This window comes from Roseibium sp. M-1 (assembly GCF_054515675.1).
On record NZ_CM137257.1, the window covers coordinates 1,257,804 to 1,274,975 of the forward strand.

Genomic DNA, 17,172 nt, shown 5'->3' on the forward strand with positions numbered 1-17,172 from the left:
AACGTTCTGATCGCCCGCCGGCCTTCAGCGCTCACATCCGGCAGGAGCCGGAATAGGCATCGCCGACATCGTCGAACACACGCGCGGTCGCTTCCATTTCATAGAGCCGGCTGGTACGGCGCACGGCTTCGACCAGGTAGAAATCCTGGATCGGAAACTGGTTGGAGTTGAAACGGAAATCGCCGCGCACGCTCTCGAAGGGTGCGGCGCTGATGGCGGAAATCAGCGCTTCCTGATCCTTGACGCCACCGGTCAGTTCCAGCGCGAAATGGATCAGCTTGGCCGCATCATAGCCCTGGGCGGAATAGATGGACGGCGCGTATTTGTAGGCCCGGCTGAATTCCCGGACGAAACGCTTGTTGGCCGGATTGTCGAGATTGGGTGCCCACTGAGAAGCGGAAAACAGCCCTTCGGCCATTTCGGCCGTATAGGGCAGCGTCACCGCATTGACCGTATTGGCCGACAGAAACGGAATGATGCCCTTGAGACCGGAGGTGTGGAACTGCTTGACCAGCTCCACACCCATGCCGCCTGGCATATAGGCATAGATGGCATCGGGTTCGATTTCCCCGATCTGCTTGAACTCCTCGGAGAAATCCGTCTGGCCGAGCTTCGGGAACAGTTCACGCGCAATCTGCCCCTTGAAGTGGCGGCGGAAGGCGGCAACAGCATCGCGCGCGGCTTCATAGTCCGGGGCGATGGTGACGACCCCCTGGAAGCCCTTCAAACTGGCAAAGCGGCCCATTGTCTCGTGGACCTGGTCGTCCTGGGAGGCGGTGGAGAAGAAATATCGGCTGCAGTTGCGACCGGCGATGGGCGCGGGACCGGAATGCGTACCGATGAAGAGCGTCTGGGAGCGCACGATAGGATCGTGCACGGCCAGCATGATCTTTGAGAAATTGACACCGACGATCATGTCGACGCCGTTTTCGTTGATCAGCTTGGTCGCCTGCTCGACCGCATAGTCCGGGTCAAGCTTGTCGTCGACGACGATCACATTGGTCGGCAGGCCACCAAGAGCGCCGTTGGACTGCCTCAGCGCGAGCATGAACCCGTCGCGCATATGCTCGCCGTAGACCGCCGCCGGGCCGGAAAACGTCGCCATCAGGCCGATCTTCAGCTCCGGAACGTCCTGAGCCGAGACCGGCTGTCCTGTCAGCGCCAGTCCGGCCAGCAAACCTGCACTCAGGCCTGCGCGCAGACGCGCAGCGCGGGGAACAAGGTGAGAAATCCAGCGTTTCATGTTGCATTGCCCGTTTGTTTCGGGGTCTGACGGTTGCCGCCGGGCGCCGATGCCCAGCCCTCCGGCGGTTCCGCAAGCTCTTCACTCAGTCTGACAGAGACTGGTTAGGCTTTTGCAAACGGCAGGGATCTTCAACCGCCTCGGTTCCACCACCTTGTCACAATTGCCGAAAAATTCCCCAGTGCCGCCGCAATCCGGCCCGCGTGGCGACGCATTAACAAAGGTTAATGCTGCGGCATCTTGAAAGGCAACCGCTCCGAGCGTGCCCGAACCGCAAAACCAGGAGGGCCACATGTTTCCAGTACCCGCGCCAGCCGCCGCTTGCGACTTCCCCGAAGGCTACGAACCGGACAATGCACCGAACAGAAACGAGCTGAAACTCGTCTCCGTAACCGACTTGAAAACTCCCCCGAAAAGAGACGCTGCTCCAGAAACCGGGATCGAAACGGACACAGAGGCCGGCGAGGAATCTGTGACCGACTTGGAGGCTCCGCAAATATCAAGCGAGAGCGACCCGAGCTCCCTCGCCGCCAGGATCCTGCAGATGCACGCCGCATCCGGTGACCTGCAACAAGGGCAGACGCGCAAGCCGCAACTGATCGGCACCAGCGAGGACAGCGCCTTTGACATGCCCGGCGTCCTTCAGCGTCCAGCACCGGTCCGCCGAACCACCGGACTGCAACCCGAGCCTGTTCCAGTTCCGAAATCGGCGGCCCGGGTCTCGGCACGGCTGCGCAACGGACCGAGTTTCGGAGCGCTAGTCGCGAGCACGCTCTTGATCGTCGCCGTCGGTTCGGGAGCAGTTTTCTTCGGCCTCACCGATCTCCTGACCGGCAAGTCCGAAGACGGCAGAACCGTGACGACGCAGCTGATCGAGACGGAGCCGACCATTGCGAGCCTTATTGAGGACAGCCAATCCGATACGCCCGGCAGCAACGGCCTCGCAAGCGCGCCGGAAGCGAGCGCGGAACAGGTCACACTGGCAAAGGATCGTATCCGGCAGGCTTTTTCCGCCAGGAGCCTGCCTTCCGAAGCCCCGGTCGATCTCGCCAAGCCTTTAAGCAACACGGCAACTGTCGACGACAGCAAGATCCAGGCCCGGCTGGCTCCGGCTCAACCCCTGCCCGTGACGGTGCGAGCCGACGCCTCGCAGATCGCCTCCCCACCACAAACGAGCGCGGACGTTCTTCCGGGCGCGCTGGAGGGTGCGCCGGTCCGGACGGGTCTGGAGCCGAACGCGGAACTGCCCGTCATGGACGAGGAGGCCACCGCGCCGCGACCGGCCTCCGTTGATGCCACGCCCGTCGCCGAGGAAACCGCAGAGGCACCGGAAGCACAGGTTCTGACCGCCAGTGCGGTGGATTTTCCCAATGCGGGCAAGATCACGGCTGCGGTGAACCTGCGCCAGTCCGGGGAAAAGGACGCGTCGGTTCTCGCGGTCATCCCCGCCGGCAGCGACGTCCGCTTTAGCGAATGCGGCACCTGGTGGTGCGAAGTTGCCTTTGGCGACAAGAAAGGCTTCGTCGGCAAAAATTACGTAAAGAGCGTGCAATAGGTCGTTTCAATTGATGCGACCGGGGTAGCGCCTTGTTAAGCGCGATCGGTTACACTCCGCGCCTCAGCTCTTCCGCAGGTCTCAAGGCCCGGCGGGAGAGCAGTCTGGCAAGAGCCGGACCGCCGACAGGAGACGGACCATGCTTGATCGCGCGCCCCTTCGTTTCACGATATCCCTGGTCGTCCTCGGCCTCACCGGCTTCGCCGCCAGGGCAGACGGCACGGACTGCGTCGTTTACGCAACCGACTACGCCAATGCGCACATGGGCAGCGGCGATGTGGTCGGCGATGCGGTCTCCAGCGGCATGGCAGGAGCGGTTGCAGGCGGTGCATGGGCAGGTCCGTCAGGGGCCTATCGCGGTGCCCGCGCCGGCGGTGCGCTTGGGGTGCTCGATAATATGGGCTCCCTGCCCGGCGGCTGGCAGGGTCTCTATGACATGGCCTATCAGATGTGCCAGCAACAGACATCCGGTGTGAACGCACCTTACTACGAGGCCCTGAGCCTTGGTGCGTCCTCCTCGGATTGCCGCTCTTCCGCAACAGTTCATGCACCTTTGAAGCGCACACCCGACGGCGGCGTCATGGTAAGTTCGGATTTCGGCAACTGCCGCTGATCCGTTTCCAGCTGCTGCAATCACACTATTTCCCTCAGGACCGGCGCGAGAAACCAGCCCAGAGCGGTTGACCTTGCGGACGAAGCACAGTCAATTAGGGCGATTTTATCGGCTCCGGCCGTCTTTGCGCCAACCACAGGATTTTGCATGACCCGCCGTCTCCCGTCCGCTCCTGCCTTCGCCTTTGCCGCGCTTACCGGCCTTTGGCTTGCCGCCTCGCCCGCCCAGGCCCAGCAATGCGGCGGCGACTTCCGGCAGTTTCTGGCTGGCGTGAAACAGGAAGCCTTATCCCGCGGCCTGTCCGCTCAGGCCGCGGACCGCACGCTTGCCGGAGCGCAGATCGACAGAAAGGTTCTGTCCAGGGACCGGGCCCAGGGCGTCTTCAAGATGACCTTCCTGGACTTCTCCAAGCGTGTCATTTCCGGCTACCGGATGACGAACGGCGCTGCCAACATGAAGAAATACGCCAGCGTGTTTCAGCGGACCGAGTCCGAGTATGGCGTGCCAGCACCCGTGATCACCGCCTTCTGGGCGCTGGAAACAGATTTTGGCGCGGTCCAGGGTGACTTCAATACGGTCAACGCGCTGGCTACGCTTGCCCATGACTGCCGCCGGCCGGAACTCTTTCGCCCGCAGCTGATTGCCGCGATCGAAATGGTCCAGCATGGCGACCTTGACCCTCAGGGCACCACCGGCGCCTGGGCAGGCGAGATCGGCATGGTGCAGATGCTGCCTGAGGACATCATCAAGTTCGGCAAGGATGGCGACGGCGACGGCCATGTGAAGCTGAAGGAGAGCGCCGCAGACGCAATCCTCACCGCCGGTGCCTTCATCCAGCACCTCGGCTGGCGCCGCGGAGAGCCGTGGCTGCAGGAGGTCAGCGTGCCGCAGAACCTCAACTGGGCTGAGAGTGGACTCGGCAAGACCAAAACAGGGGCCGAATGGGCCTCACTCGGCGTCCAGCCGCGCTGGGGCCAGATTTCCGGCAACCTGCCCGCTTCCCTGCTGCTGCCCCAGGGCCGCAAGGGCCCCGCCTTCCTCGCCTATCCGAACTACAACATCTATCTGGAATGGAACCAGTCCTTCGTCTACACGACGACCGCCGCCTATTTCGCCACACGCCTTGCCGGCGCGCCGGTCTATACGGAGGGCAATCCGGAACCGGGCCTCGACGATGCACAGATGAAGCAGCTGCAATCGAAACTTTCCAGCATGGGGTATGACGTCGGCAAGATCGACGGCATTCTGGGTGCCGGCACCCGCGACGCCGTTCAGCAGGTGCAGCAAAAGCTTGGCCTGCCGGCTGATGCCTGGCCCACCCCGTCGCTTTTGAACCGGCTCTGAGGCAGTCTCTTGCGCCGCGCTGACCCGGCGGCGGCATCACCCGTTATCCGAAGCAAACTGCTTCTGGCCGCGGAACTTGCCGTCCTGATCGCCGGGCCAGTGCTGCTGATGGGCCTTTCGGTCCAACTACTGCGCTTTGCGACGATTTTCCTCGTTGCCCTCTATGCCGTCTGGCGGCTATGGGCGAACGGCGTTGCCGGAACGTATCTCAGCTTCAACTGGACCGGATGCCGTGCTGCCCTGCCCGGCATAATGTTGCGCTGGCTGCTCGGTTCAATGGTGATCCTGGCCGTTGTTCTGACGCTCAGCCCCGAGCGATTGTTCTGTATCCCGCGCGCCAATCCGGCGCTGATGGCCGTGATCGTGACCTTCTACGGGCTGGTGTCCGTGTTGCCGCAGGAAATCGCTTTCCGCGGCTATGCCGCCTGGCGTCTCGATAGCTTGCACCTACCCTTCTGGGCAGCCTGCCTGATATCGGCGGTGCTGTTCGGCTGGGTACATATTCTTTTCGGATCGATGCTGTCGGTAGCCTTGAGCGGTGCGGCAGGTCTTTCCTTCTACCGCACCTATCGCAAATACCGCTCGCTTGCAGCCGTCTGGCTCGAGCACAGCCTGCTTGGCATATCCGTCTTCGCGCTGGGACTGGATAACTTGTTCTACCTCGGCCCTGCTTCACCGGCGATTATAGCGGTTTGCGGAACACCTTGACCCGATTTCCCGGGTTCCAGAAAGCAAATATATGGCCCGGCATCCTCTTGGATCCCGGGCCTTTCTGACGGCTTACAGAAGCTCAGTTGCTGCCGCCCATGCCGGATTTCAGCTTCTCCTCGATGGCGGAGAGATTGAACGAACCGGGTGTCTGGCTCGGCGGATAGTCCTGCATGGTCTGCAGAAACCGGGAAGCGAGCGCCTGGATCGGGACGATCACGAAAGCCCTCTCAAGCAGCCAGTCATAGTAGACGTTGGCATTGTGCTGGGCCTTTTCGAACGGGTCCCGGCGCAGGTTGAAGATGGCCGGAACACGCAGTTCGGTAAATGGCTCCTGCCACACGCCGAAGGCCTGACCGCGGTTTTCCAGGAACACAACCTTCCAATCGTCGTAGCGGGCAGCGACGATCTGTCCGTCGTCATTCACGTACCAGAACTCGTGCCGGGGCGAACTGTCCGCCTCACCCTTCAGGTAGGCGTTCATGTCGTAGCCGTCGATATAGTTCTTGTAGGTCCGCCCGCCGAGTTCGACGCCCGTCTTGAGTTGCTCCTTGATGTCGGAAGAGCCTGCGATGGCCGCGAAGGTCGGCAGCCAGTCCTCATGGGCGACAATCCCGTTCAGCGTCACGCCTTCCTGGAAGACGCCTGGCCAGCGGACAAAGGCAGGAACGCGGTAAGCGCCTTCCCAGTTTGAATTCTTTTCACTGCGGAACGGCGTGGTCCCGGCATCCGGCCACGTGTTGTAATGCGGGCCGTTGTCGGTCGAATACATCACCACCGTGTTGTCCGCGATGCCAAGCTCGTCAAGCAGATCCAGCAATTCGCCGACATGCATGTCATGCTCCACCATGCCGTCATGATAGGTGTCACCGCTCGGTCCTGAAATGCCGGTGTGCTCGGCCTTCACGTGGGTGCGGAAATGCATGCGGGTGCCATTCCACCATACGAAGAAGGGAACGCCTTCCTCCACCGCTTCGCGGATGAAACGCTTTGCCTCGGCCAAGCTTTCATCGTCGACGGTCTCCATGCGCTTTTTCGTAAGCGCACCGGTATCCTCAATCCTCTGGGTACCGTCGTCATTGGCCCAGGTATGCAGCACGCCGCGCGGGCCAAACTGTTCGCGGAAGGTCTTGCCGTTGGCAAGCACCATGTCGCCTGGATAATCCCGGTTTTCCGGTTCTTCCTCGGCATTGAGGTGATAAAGGTTGCCGAAAAATTCGTCGAAGCCGTGATTGGTCGGCAGGTGTTCATCCAGATCGCCCTGGTGGTTCTTGCCGAACTGACCGGTCTTGTAGCCGAGCGACTTCAGCACCGTCGCCATGGTAACGTCCGTCTCCTGCCAGCCCTGTTCGGCACCGGGCAGTCCCACCTTGGTCATACCGGTGCGTACCGGCACATTGCCGCCGATGAAAGCGGCACGGCCTGCAGTACAACTCTGCTGTGCGTAATAATCGGTAAAGGCAACGCCTTCGCTCGCGATGCGGTCGATATTCGGCGTCCTGTATCCCATCATGCCGCGGTTGTTGTGGCTGATGTTCCAGGTGCCTATGTCATCGCCCCAGATCGCAAGGATATTCGGCTTCTGCGTTTCTTGAGCGAAGGCAGACTGGGTCACGACTGCAAACGCTAACGCGAGCCCAATTACCGCCATCTTGATAGGCGGCTTGGTCTGAAAAGGTGTCATACAAAACTCCCACACAAGTGGATACCGCAGACGCAGCCATGAGTTGCATGCGATTTCGCGACCAAGTCGCAGCATCACAGATATTACCTAGCGTCAGTTTCGGCTTTAGACAAGAAGAAACCAGCCTTTTCCTGAGGTGCCGTGATGAAAGCTCCGCCCACTCCTGCTTGAACTCGATCAATCAAGGCGTGAATTCAGGCAAAATATCAACGCATTGCGCCGGCCATTCGGGACAGGCTCCGGCTGCGTAGATCAATCTTGAGGCGATCAAGGTATCTCCCCATTCGCAATCGATTTTTCAAAACCGACTCTGTCGGCATGAACCTTTTCCAGGGTATCCTTCATTGCGTGAGCGGCAGAGTTGTACTTTCCGCTCCACAGGATGATCTCGGCCAGAACGGGGCCAAGGCCTCGCCCTTTCTGGGTCAATTCGTAGACAAAACTGCGCCAGTTTTCCGGGTCGCGCCGCTTTGTAATCAGGCCCTTCTCCTCAAGATGCCTGAGGCGCTGAGCGAGAATATTGGTCGATATTCCCTCCCAGCCTTCCAGCAATTCGCCATAGGTTCGCACTCCCTTCAGGGCCATGTCCCTAATGATGAGAAGCGTCCACTGATCGCCGAATATGTCGAGCGCAAAAGCGACCGGACATCCTGAATCGTAATTCTGCTTTTTTGCGTTCATGCAAAAAATCTAGTTTTTCCACTTGCATTTTACAAGTGAAAGCCGCATATGCAGTCAATTTGTAAAATGCAAGTAGATAGGAGTTCACGATGCAGGAAGAAGACACTCCCCCTTTCAATCACGCAAACGGACTGACCCGCCGCACGGTTCTGGCAGCAACGGCTGCAGTCGCAGGCACCATCGCGGTCCCGACCATTCTCAAAGCCAAGGAAAGCACCATCATGGAACCCAAAGCATTCGTGTATACGGAAGTCGCCATCTCGGTCCCGTTCGACCAGGCGCCCTGGGCGAAGATCAACGAGGCAATCAAGGAGCAGCCAGGTTTCCTGAACAAGACCTGGCTGCAGGGACACGCCAACCAGTCCCTTGGCGGGTTCTACGCTTTCGACAGCCTGGACAATGCCCGTAAGTTCGTGACCGGCTATTTCCCGACCGAGCCTCGTGCCTTCGGTGTGGCACACAACACAAGGGTTTTCGACGCCGAAATCGTGCGCGATGCGAGCGTTGACCTCGGATCGGTTCATTATGGCAATACCGTCACGAAAAAGCCGGGTGCGTTTGTCTATACCGAGTTGCAAGTATCGGTACCATTCGACGGTTTTGGCTGGCAGGACCGCAACGAGGCTTTGAAACTGACGCCAGGCCTGCAGAACAAGGTCTGGCTGAGCGGGCTCGGTACGAACACCCTTGGCGGCTTCGATGCCTTCGACTCGCTCGACGACGCCCTCGACTATGCAATCAATGCGTTTCCGGAGATCGCCGCCAAATTCAACAGCGCTTTCTACACCCGCGTGTTCGATGCAAGCGTGACGGAGATGGCCAGCCGGGAGATGCGCTCGCCTTATTACCCGGGCTGATCATACCGGATTGAACCTTCCCGGCTCTGGTCCGGGGCTCCGTCCGCCGGAGACTTGTCTGCCGGCGGACGGCCCTTCAGACCTATTCCACCTTGTTCGGATCGGTCCCCGGCGCATCTTCGTTCACCGTCGCCACGCTGCCTTCTCCCAAGAGGAAGACCGCCAGGATCCTCGCCGGTCCTTCGCCGGTGTTCTCACCGCGATGGGTCACGTCCATCGCCTCGAGCAGGCCGTCGCCAACACGATAGACCTTCTTGCCGAACTCTTCGTAGGTGACGGTGATCTCGCCTTCCAGAATATAGGCGAACAGCGGCGCATGGTGCTGGTGCCAGGCGGTTTTTTCACCCGGCGCCATGGTGATTTCAATGGCCCTTACCGACGGATTATCCTGAGGGAACTGGACAGCCTCACCGGTCACCGTCTTGCCGGTGTTCATGACTTCCCGAATGTTGGCATAGGGGGTCTGGGCCGCGGCCTGCTCATCCTGCGCGGCTTTCGAACCCGGTTTGGCGTGGGGCTGGGACGGCGCAGGCTTGCCGCCCGGTGTGATCGACTTGTCGGCCGACAGCACCGGCGTCGCCAGAAAGGCCCCGCTCAGAAGCGCGATGAATGCAAAGCTGGACAGCTTCATGATAAGTCCCCGGTTTGATTTTGGTGTGCCGGTACGGGTACGTAAGCACGCGCCTCGAGCGCCGACATGTGCCCCCATTGTGCACGACCTTCCGGGGCACAACAACATTTTCACAATGACTTGAACGCCTTATCCAAGCAACGATCTGAGCTTCGGGGAAATTTCCACCTCGATCACCGTCGTTCCCTTGTGTACCAGAGCGGCTTCGAGCGCGGCCTTGAAGTCGCCGGCGGTCTTGACCTTTGCGGTCTTCGCGCCGTAACCGCGTCCCAGCGCCTCGATGTCGAGCCCCGGCAGATCGAGGCCCGGCACATTCGGCGTTTCTTCCAGGATCGCAAATTCCTTGAGGATCGCATATTCGCTGTTGCGCATGGCGATGAAGACCACATGAGCCTGCTGCTGCACGCCGGTATAGAGGCTCTGCACCGAATACTGGAACGAGCCGTCGCCGATCACCGCGATCACCGGCCGGTTACGGCCGCTTTCCACTTCGGCCAGGGCCAGTCCGACAGCTGCCGGCATGTCCCAGCCGAGCCCGCCGGAGGCGAAGGTATAGAACATGTCCGGCTTGTCGATGGGGATCTGCCGTTCCAGTTCGATGACGTTGGAGGGCGACTCTTCCACAAGCACGTAGTCCGCCGGAGCGCTTTTCCGGACAAGGCTGTAGACCGCGTCCGGTGTCAGCGGCAGAGCTGTATAGTCCGGCACCGGCGCCGGGTCCTTCTTGTAGGGATTGTCCTTTTCGGCACGCTTTGCAAGCATCGGCTGGATCGCTTCGAAGAAAAGCTTGCTGTCGGAAACGAGGCTGTCGCCGACCGGGGCTTTCGAAGCCATGTCCGGATCGTCGGTGATATGCAGCAGTCTTGTTCCCGCCGGCAGATAGTCGCCCGCGACATAAGGATAATACCGGAAGACCGGAGCACCGACGGTCACGACAAGATCGTGCCCCTCAAGCCGCTTGCAAATCGGCCCGATGGCAGAAGGCAGCGTGCCGGCATGGAGCCTGTGGCTTTCCGGAAAAGGCGTCCGCTCGGCAAAGGGCGCCGTCAGCACCGGTGCGGAGAGCGCTTCGGCAAAGGCGATCCCTTCCTCCCAGGCCTCGGAGCGGGCAATGTCGGAGCCATAGACCAGCACCGGGTTGGACGCGGCATTGATCCGTTCCGCAAACTCCTTGATCCGGGCCGGGTCGGCCGCCGAGCGCAACGCGACTGAGCGGACGATTGCGGGCCCCTCCATTTCCTTGTCCCAGTCGTCCAGCGGCAGGGACAGGAAGACCGGACCGCTCGGCTGCTGGATCGCGGCCGCATAGGCGCGCATGAAAGCTGCCGGAATGTCCTGGGCCCGGGCAGGCTCGTAGCTCCATTTCACCCAGGGTTGGGGCAGCAGCGTCGCGTTGATATTCGTCAGGAGCGGTTCCAGCAGCAGCATGTCCCGGGTCTGCTGGCCAGCTGTCAGGATCAGCGGCGTCTTGTTCTGGTAGGCCGTCAGAATGCAGCCCATCGCATTGCCGAGGCCTGCGCCCGTATGCACGTTGACGATGACAGGTTTGCGCAGCCCCTGCGACAGACCGTCGGCGATGCCGACGACACTGGCCTCCTGAAGGGACAATACGTAGCGGAAATCGTCGGGAAAGTTCTTGAGGAAAGTTTCTTCGGTGGAGCCGGGATTGCCGACGATGGTCGTCAGGCCGAGATTGCGAAGCAGATCGAGGGTAACGTCTTTAACCGTCGGCATAATATCCTCCTAACGATGCCGTCAGAACCGGTTCAGGCACCAGGAAACGAAAAAAATCCATCGTCTATTGCGTCAATTCCCTCAAAAGACTAAGCCACGCCATCCGTCAGAGACAAGTGAAGATTGTTTCATCTGCGTCAACACGTCAGACGATAATTGCGTCACCTGGCTTTGGCGTGGCAACCTTTCGCCCGTCGGAGCCCGGCGCCTTGATGAAGGCATCCGCACTCTGATCGATAATCGGAAACGTGCCGAAGTGGCAGGGTACGATGGTGTCGAAATTGAAGAAACGGCTGCAGGCAATCGCCGCCACCCTGCCGCCCATGGTGAAACGGTCGCCAATCGGAACCAGGCCGATTTTAGGCTGATAGATTTCGTTGATGAGCGCCATGTCGGAGAAAATATCCGTGTCACCCATGTGGTAGAGCACTTTCTCGCCCGGTGCTTCGATGATCACACCGTGCGGATTGCCGAGATAGATCGCTTCGCCGCCTGCCTGGAAGGACGAGGAATGATCCGCTCTTGTGAGCCCCACACTGAACGGGCCTGCATCGACCTTGCCGCCGGAGTTCATCGGACTGAAATTCTCGATCCCCTGCCGGTTCGCCCACATGCAGATCTCGAAATTGGACGTCAGCTGCGCGCCGGTCTTCTTGAGGATGTCGATGGTGTCGCCGATATGGTCGTTGTGGCCATGGGTCAGGATGACATGGGTCACGCCTTCTGCGACCTTGTCCACCGAGAGGTTTTCCGGAAATGACGGATTTCCGGTCAAAAACGGGTCGATCAGGATGGAAGCACCATCGATCTCGATCTTGAAAGCGGAATGGCCGTACCAGGTCAATTTCATTGTCGTCTCCCCGATCTTCGAATTTTCGTAAAGCTACCAGCCCAGGGCGGCTCACAACAAGCCGGTCCCCAGCCAGCAGCAGCCAGACTTTCAAATGGCATCGTCAGTTTTCGCAGCGCCGGTGTGCAATTTTAGCAACACCACAGATAATTCAGCTACCGAAACTTGTGTCTTCCAAATTTGCCCAACAAAATGACGTTGGGGAATCGTGGGACGCAGGATTATTGCTTATGCCGATTGGGGCAAAACGCGTGCGACTAATCCGGGCGATGTTGCCGATCGTCCTTGCTTCTTGTTGCTCTTCCGCAGCGTTGGCTGCCAGTTGCAAGAACGATGGCGGACTGGTGTTCCTAGGCACCAACAAGTCCGACAGCCGTTCGATCTGGATTTCCGGAACGGTCGCAGGTGATTATCGCCTGGATGCGGCACAGGTCAATCAGACAGTCGACACCTGGTCGCGCTCAGACAAGGGCCTGCACCTTTCCGTTTCACCCGTTGTATCCAATGGTAATGGGGGCACGCACAAGCTTTACAGTGTCGATGGCGGATCGGACTGCCTGATCGATACCCAGAACCAGAAGCGGGATTTCCAGCTACCGGACAACATCAAACCTCCGTCGCTCGTCAGACCACCTATCGGCAATTTTTTTCCGGGGTTCGGCCGACCGGCACCACCGATCGCAACGCTCCCTCCCTCAGGCATCACGCCTGGCAGGCCAGGCCCTATTTCTCCTCCCGGCAGCGGGGTCGCACCGCCTGTCGGAACATTGCCTCCAACCGGAATAACGCCAGGAAGGCCAGGGCCGATATCCCCGCCTGGTAGCGGCGTTACGCCCCCGATCGGGACACTGCCCCCCTCTGGTCTCACTCCGGGGAGACCGGGCCCCGTTTCACCGCCAGGAAGCGGCATCGCACCACCCATCGCGACGTTGCCGCCTACCGGAATAACACCGGGCAGGCCGGGGCCGATTTCGCCACCCGGCAGTGGTGTTGCACCGCCTATCGGAACATTGCCTCCCTCGGGCATCACGCCAGGCAGGCCGGGACCAATAATGCCTCCAGGCAGCGGCGTTGCGCCGCCAATTGCAACGCTGCCCCCTACGGGTGTCACACCCGGCAGACCAGGGCCGATATCCCCACCTGGCAGCGGTGTTACACCGCCAATCGGAACGCTGCCTCCCTCGGGCATCACGCCAGGCAGGCCGGGACCAATAACGCCTCCAGGCAGTGGCGTTGCGCCGCCAATTGCAACGCTGCCCCCTACGGGTGTCACACCCGGCAGACCAGGGCCGATATCTCCACCTGGCAGCGGTGTTACACCGCCAATCGGAACGCTGCCACCCACGGGGGTCACGCCAGGCAGGCCGGGACCAATAACGCCTCCAGGCAGCGGCGTTGCGCCGCCAATTGCAACGCTGCCCCCTACGGGTGTCACACCCGGCAGACCAGGGCCGATATCTCCACCTGGCAGCGGTGTTGCACCGCCAATCGGAACGCTGCCACCCACGGGGGTCACGCCAGGCAGGCCGGGACCAATAACGCCTCCCGGCGGCGGCGTCACACCACCTATCGGAACACTACCGCCCGGCAGCCCCACAACGGCCCGGCCCGGATTGTCACCCGGTTTCGTGCCGGTGCGAAGGGCGGACGGAGCTGTGGTGAGCTACTGCATCGACCCGCGTGCACCGCAAACACAGGATCACGATCCGCAAGCCTTCTGTACGCGGCAGCAGCTTCTGGCCGAAGGCCGGCTTCAGGCACAGGAGGAGGTTTCCCTAACTCCCGGTCGTGATCTCATCGAACCGACCCGATGGAACGCATGGAGCAGCGTCACCGGGCTCATTATCGACGACGAGCGTTATGGCCGGAATTTCAATACTCTTTCCGGGACAGCCGCGTTTGGCGCGGACCGGAAACTGACCGAGAACCTTGTTGCCGGCCTCTCCGTCACGTTCGAAACAATTGAAACGGACGGCTTTAACTCCAACCTGCAGATCAATACCCAGGGCTTCGAGATCGGACCCTATGTTGCCATGCGGCTATCCCAGCACTGGGCGGCTGACGGATCCCTCAGCTACGGCTTCTCAACAAGTCAATCCGACATTTCCGTTCTGAACGGCGACTATATCAGCCATGAATTCGGAACCAGCTTAAGCCTGCATGGTCAATATGCCTTGAGCGACGTGCAGATCCGTCCCAAGGCCACGGTCACTTTCAATCGGGTGTTTTCGGACAGCTATGACCTTTCCGGCACAATCCTGAATCAATATGTCAGCGTCCCGATTTCCGGGAATGCCGCCTCGCTCGGGACACTGGAACTCTCAACAGAAATCAGCCGCGCGTTCGATCTCGGTAATGGCAGGTTGATACAGCCTTACCTGGAAGCTGGAGCCGTCTACGAATATCTGAGGGCCAATGACGGCAAGATCCTCGATGGCGACCTCAATCTTGTTACCCCGTCGGCATGGAGCTTTGCGTTGCGCGGCGGGGCAACAACGCTTCTTGCCCAGAATGTGAGCCTCGATGCCAAGGGCGGTTATCTCAGTCTCGGCCAGAACGGACTTGATGTCTGGGAAGCGGAACTCCGGGTCGCTATCGGTTTCTGAGCAGGGGCTTTGCAGGTATCTTGGCAGCCGTATCCTTCGTCGATCGCCTTTGAGCCGAGGAAAGCCCATGTACCGAGACCTCACCTGCCGTATTTCCAACAGCCTCTGGCTTGAATTGCAGGCCGAACGGCTGCGGACAGGTCACAGCCTCTCCCACATCGTCCAGGAAAAGCTCGCCTCCGCCTTCGGCCTCGATCATCATACGATCTTTCAGGTCTCCACCAGCACGGCGATTACCAAAGGCCTCTTCAAGGGCTGTGCGGCGATCGGCGATCTCAAGGACCACGGGGATTTCGGCCTCGGCACCTTCGAGGATCTCGACGGCGAGATGATCCTCTTCGAAGGCCAGGCGTATCAGGCGAGAGACGGCGGCGCCGTGGTGATAGCGCCCGACACGGCGCTGACACCCTTTGCGACAGTCACAAGGTTTACGCCGGGACATCAGGTCGACCTCAACGACGTGCGGAGCCAGGCGGATCTGGAATCCCGGCTCGACGATCTGCGCCCATCGGAAAACTTCTTCATCGGCATTCGCATCGACGGCCGGTTCGACAGGATCGAACTGCGCGCCGCTTGCAAGGCTGCTCCCGGTGAGGATCTGGTTGCCGCAACCGGTCACCAAAGCGAATTCACCTTTGAGGATATCGAAGGCACGCTGGTGGGGTTCTGGTCGCCCGGACATGCGCGCACCATGGCGATTTCCGGCTATCATCTGCATTTCATCTCAAAGGACCGGACAAAGGGTGGCCACCTCATTGGCGTCTGCGCGCGGCATCTGACAGCGCAGCTGCATCTGGAGACAGATTTTCACGTTGCCGTTCCAGAGACCGCCCAGTTTCTGTCGGCCGATCTGCGCGACGATCCGTCGAAAGCGCTGGAGATCGCCGAACACGGCCATGCGGGTGACCGCTCGTAAGGCTGTCATCGATTTTTCTGGTGCCGGTTTATCTGTTACCGGTTTTCTGTTTCCGGTTTTTCTGGCGGAAGAGACAAAGCCCTGATAAAGGCGCGCCATGGCAAATGATCCGGCACTTTCCCTTGAAGACTTTATGGCCGCCGTGCCCGACCGCACGCGCCTGATCGGCCTCGATCTCGGCACCAAGACCATAGGTCTTGCGCTTTCCGATCTCGGCCGGGGCATCGCCTCGCCGATGGAAACGATCCGGAGGAAAAAATTCACCCTGGATGCCGAACAGCTTCTCGCCATCTGCGCCAAACAGGAAGTCGGTGGCATGGTGCTCGGCATGCCGCTCAACATGGACGGCAGCGAGGGACCACGCGCCCAGGCAACCCGTGCCTTTGTCCGCAATCTTTCCCAGAAGACGGATCTGCCGATCACCTATTGGGACGAACGCCTTTCGACCGCCGCGGTGACACGAACACTCCTGGAAGCCGACAGCAGCCGGGCGAAACGCGCGGAAGTCGTCGACAAGATGGCAGCCGCCTTCATTCTTCAGGGCTTTCTGGACCGACTCGGGTTTATGGGGTTAGATAGCAGGTAACCCCACCTTCCGCCGGCGAAGCTTCTGCTTGCCGGTTCAGCCGAACCCCAAGGCCCGAAATGCTCACCACGCTCGCCGCCCTGATGCCGGTCATCCTCGTGATCGCGTCTGGCTACCTGATCGCCAGAACTGGCCTCATTACCGGCGAACAATGGCGCGGCATCGAACGCCTGGCCTATTACGCCCTCTTTCCCGCCGTTCTTTTCCGCACCATCTCGCAGGCGGATTTCAACAGCTTCCCGACGCTGAACATGGGTGGCAGCCTGCTGGCTTCCATCCTTGCGATGGCGCTCGCGCTTCTTGCCGCGCGGCAAGTCATTGAAAGGATCTGGGGCATCGGCCCGGAACGCTTCACCTCAATCTTTCAGGGCACCTTGCGCTGGAACGCCATGATCGCACTGGCAATCGCCGATAATGTTGTCGGCGACACCGGCCTTGCGATGCTGGCCGTCGCGATGGTTTTCATGATCCCGGTGCTCAACGTCGCCAGTATCCTGGTGCTGTCGCACTATGCCAGCGGTACGACGCCGAGCGGTGCCAAGATCCTGAAGGACCTTTACACCAATCCGTTCATCCTCTCGATCGGCGCGGGTCTCGTTCTCAATCTGAGCGGCATCTCCCTTCCCTTCGTCATCGAGGACACGCTGGAGATCTTCTCCCGCGCGGCCCTGCCCATCGGCATCATCTGTGTCGGCGCGGGGCTGGATCTCGGCTCCCTGCGCCGTCCGGGCCCGGCCCTCACCATGGGCACGTTTCTGAGGCCCGTCTTCATGCCATTGCTCGCCTTTGGCTTTGCCAGTCTCTTCGGCGTCACCGGCCCGGCGCTTGCCGTCGTCATCATTGCCAGCGCCGTTCCGTGCGCCAGCAACTCCTATCTGCTTGCCCGTCAGATGGGCGGGGATGCCAAGTTGATGGCGGAAATCATCACCTTGCAGACTCTGGCGGCGACAGTGACTATCCCCCTCGCCCTGTTGCTCTTCACCTGACAGCGCGTGCCATCAGACTGCGGACGGTGGAAAAGCAACACACATCAAGAGGGTCCTGGAGACGGTTGATTTCCCTTATCGACTGTGTTGACCGGCAAAACCTGTCGGCACGAGATCCAGCCAAACTTCATCAGTCTCTATTTTTGTCCAACCGCTCAAATATTTAGCGATGGTGTGG

The 17,172-nt window shown here is 60.3% G+C and carries 15 protein-coding genes; 9 read left to right on the top strand and 6 right to left on the bottom strand.

Features of this window, described 5'->3' with window-relative positions; genetic code table 11:
* Window positions 1-31: 31 nt before the first annotated feature.
* Complete coding sequence (locus tag ACX3M4_RS05770) at window positions 32-1,243, bottom strand: ABC transporter substrate-binding protein (RefSeq protein ID WP_459357636.1); 1,212 nt, start codon at window positions 1,241-1,243, stop codon at window positions 32-34.
* Window positions 1,244-1,535: 292 nt separating this feature from the next.
* On the opposite strand from ACX3M4_RS05770, the gene ACX3M4_RS05775 reads away from it, so the two are divergent.
* From ACX3M4_RS05775 to ACX3M4_RS05790, 4 genes are all read left to right on the top strand, one after another.
* On the top strand, window positions 1,536-2,798 hold the full coding sequence (locus tag ACX3M4_RS05775) for an SH3 domain-containing protein (protein ID WP_459357637.1): 1,263 nt from the start codon (window positions 1,536-1,538) through the stop codon (window positions 2,796-2,798).
* 139 nt (window positions 2,799-2,937) lie between these two features.
* Entirely contained in the window at window positions 2,938-3,411 is a 474-nt protein-coding gene (locus ACX3M4_RS05780; RefSeq protein ID WP_459357638.1) for a hypothetical protein, read from the top strand.
* Between the two features lie 147 nt (window positions 3,412-3,558).
* On the top strand, window positions 3,559-4,755 hold the full coding sequence (locus tag ACX3M4_RS05785; RefSeq protein WP_459357639.1) for a lytic murein transglycosylase: 1,197 nt from the start codon (window positions 3,559-3,561) through the stop codon (window positions 4,753-4,755).
* Window positions 4,756-4,764: 9 nt separating this feature from the next.
* Complete coding sequence (locus ACX3M4_RS05790; protein ID WP_459357640.1) at window positions 4,765-5,463, top strand: CPBP family intramembrane glutamic endopeptidase; 699 nt, start codon at window positions 4,765-4,767, stop codon at window positions 5,461-5,463.
* 82 nt (window positions 5,464-5,545) lie between these two features.
* Here ACX3M4_RS05790 and ACX3M4_RS05795 read toward each other — a convergent pair whose 3' ends face one another.
* Both ACX3M4_RS05795 and ACX3M4_RS05800 read right to left on the bottom strand, forming a co-directional pair.
* Window positions 5,546-7,147: an arylsulfatase gene (locus ACX3M4_RS05795; RefSeq protein WP_459357641.1), complete on the bottom strand. Its 1,602-nt coding sequence runs from the start codon at window positions 7,145-7,147 to the stop codon at window positions 5,546-5,548.
* A 267-nt stretch (window positions 7,148-7,414) separates the two neighbouring features.
* Window positions 7,415-7,828: a winged helix-turn-helix transcriptional regulator gene (locus ACX3M4_RS05800; RefSeq protein ID WP_459357642.1), complete on the bottom strand. Its 414-nt coding sequence runs from the start codon at window positions 7,826-7,828 to the stop codon at window positions 7,415-7,417.
* An 89-nt stretch (window positions 7,829-7,917) separates the two neighbouring features.
* On the opposite strand from ACX3M4_RS05800, the gene ACX3M4_RS05805 reads away from it, so the two are divergent.
* Window positions 7,918-8,685: a YdhR family protein gene (locus tag ACX3M4_RS05805; protein WP_459357643.1), complete on the top strand. Its 768-nt coding sequence runs from the start codon at window positions 7,918-7,920 to the stop codon at window positions 8,683-8,685.
* Between the two features lie 82 nt (window positions 8,686-8,767).
* Here the strand turns inward: ACX3M4_RS05805 and ACX3M4_RS05810 are convergent, their stop codons facing one another.
* The 3 genes from ACX3M4_RS05810 to ACX3M4_RS05820 form a co-directional block, all read right to left on the bottom strand.
* Window positions 8,768-9,316, bottom strand: coding sequence for a cupin domain-containing protein (locus tag ACX3M4_RS05810; RefSeq protein ID WP_459357644.1), 549 nt, complete (start codon window positions 9,314-9,316; stop codon window positions 8,768-8,770).
* Window positions 9,317-9,445: 129 nt separating this feature from the next.
* Complete coding sequence (gene mdlC / locus ACX3M4_RS05815; RefSeq protein WP_459357645.1) at window positions 9,446-11,050, bottom strand: benzoylformate decarboxylase; 1,605 nt, start codon at window positions 11,048-11,050, stop codon at window positions 9,446-9,448.
* A 145-nt stretch (window positions 11,051-11,195) separates the two neighbouring features.
* On the bottom strand, window positions 11,196-11,900 hold the full coding sequence (locus ACX3M4_RS05820) for a metal-dependent hydrolase (RefSeq protein WP_459357646.1): 705 nt from the start codon (window positions 11,898-11,900) through the stop codon (window positions 11,196-11,198).
* 1,658 nt (window positions 11,901-13,558) lie between these two features.
* On the opposite strand from ACX3M4_RS05820, the gene ACX3M4_RS05825 reads away from it, so the two are divergent.
* From ACX3M4_RS05825 to ACX3M4_RS05840, 4 genes are all read left to right on the top strand, one after another.
* Window positions 13,559-14,506, top strand: a complete 948-nt coding sequence (locus tag ACX3M4_RS05825) for an autotransporter outer membrane beta-barrel domain-containing protein (RefSeq protein ID WP_459357647.1) — start codon at window positions 13,559-13,561, stop codon at window positions 14,504-14,506.
* A 67-nt stretch (window positions 14,507-14,573) separates the two neighbouring features.
* A complete protein-coding gene (gene budA, locus ACX3M4_RS05830) occupies window positions 14,574-15,422 on the top strand; it encodes an acetolactate decarboxylase (protein ID WP_459357648.1) in 849 nt (282 codons plus the stop codon).
* Window positions 15,423-15,519: 97 nt separating this feature from the next.
* The gene (gene ruvX, locus ACX3M4_RS05835; protein WP_459357649.1) at window positions 15,520-16,008 is read left to right on the top strand and encodes a Holliday junction resolvase RuvX; all 489 of its coding nucleotides are present in this window, start codon (window positions 15,520-15,522) and stop codon (window positions 16,006-16,008) included.
* Window positions 16,009-16,067: 59 nt separating this feature from the next.
* The gene (locus tag ACX3M4_RS05840) at window positions 16,068-16,994 is read left to right on the top strand and encodes an AEC family transporter (RefSeq protein ID WP_459357650.1); all 927 of its coding nucleotides are present in this window, start codon (window positions 16,068-16,070) and stop codon (window positions 16,992-16,994) included.
* Window positions 16,995-17,172: the final 178 nt, after the last annotated feature.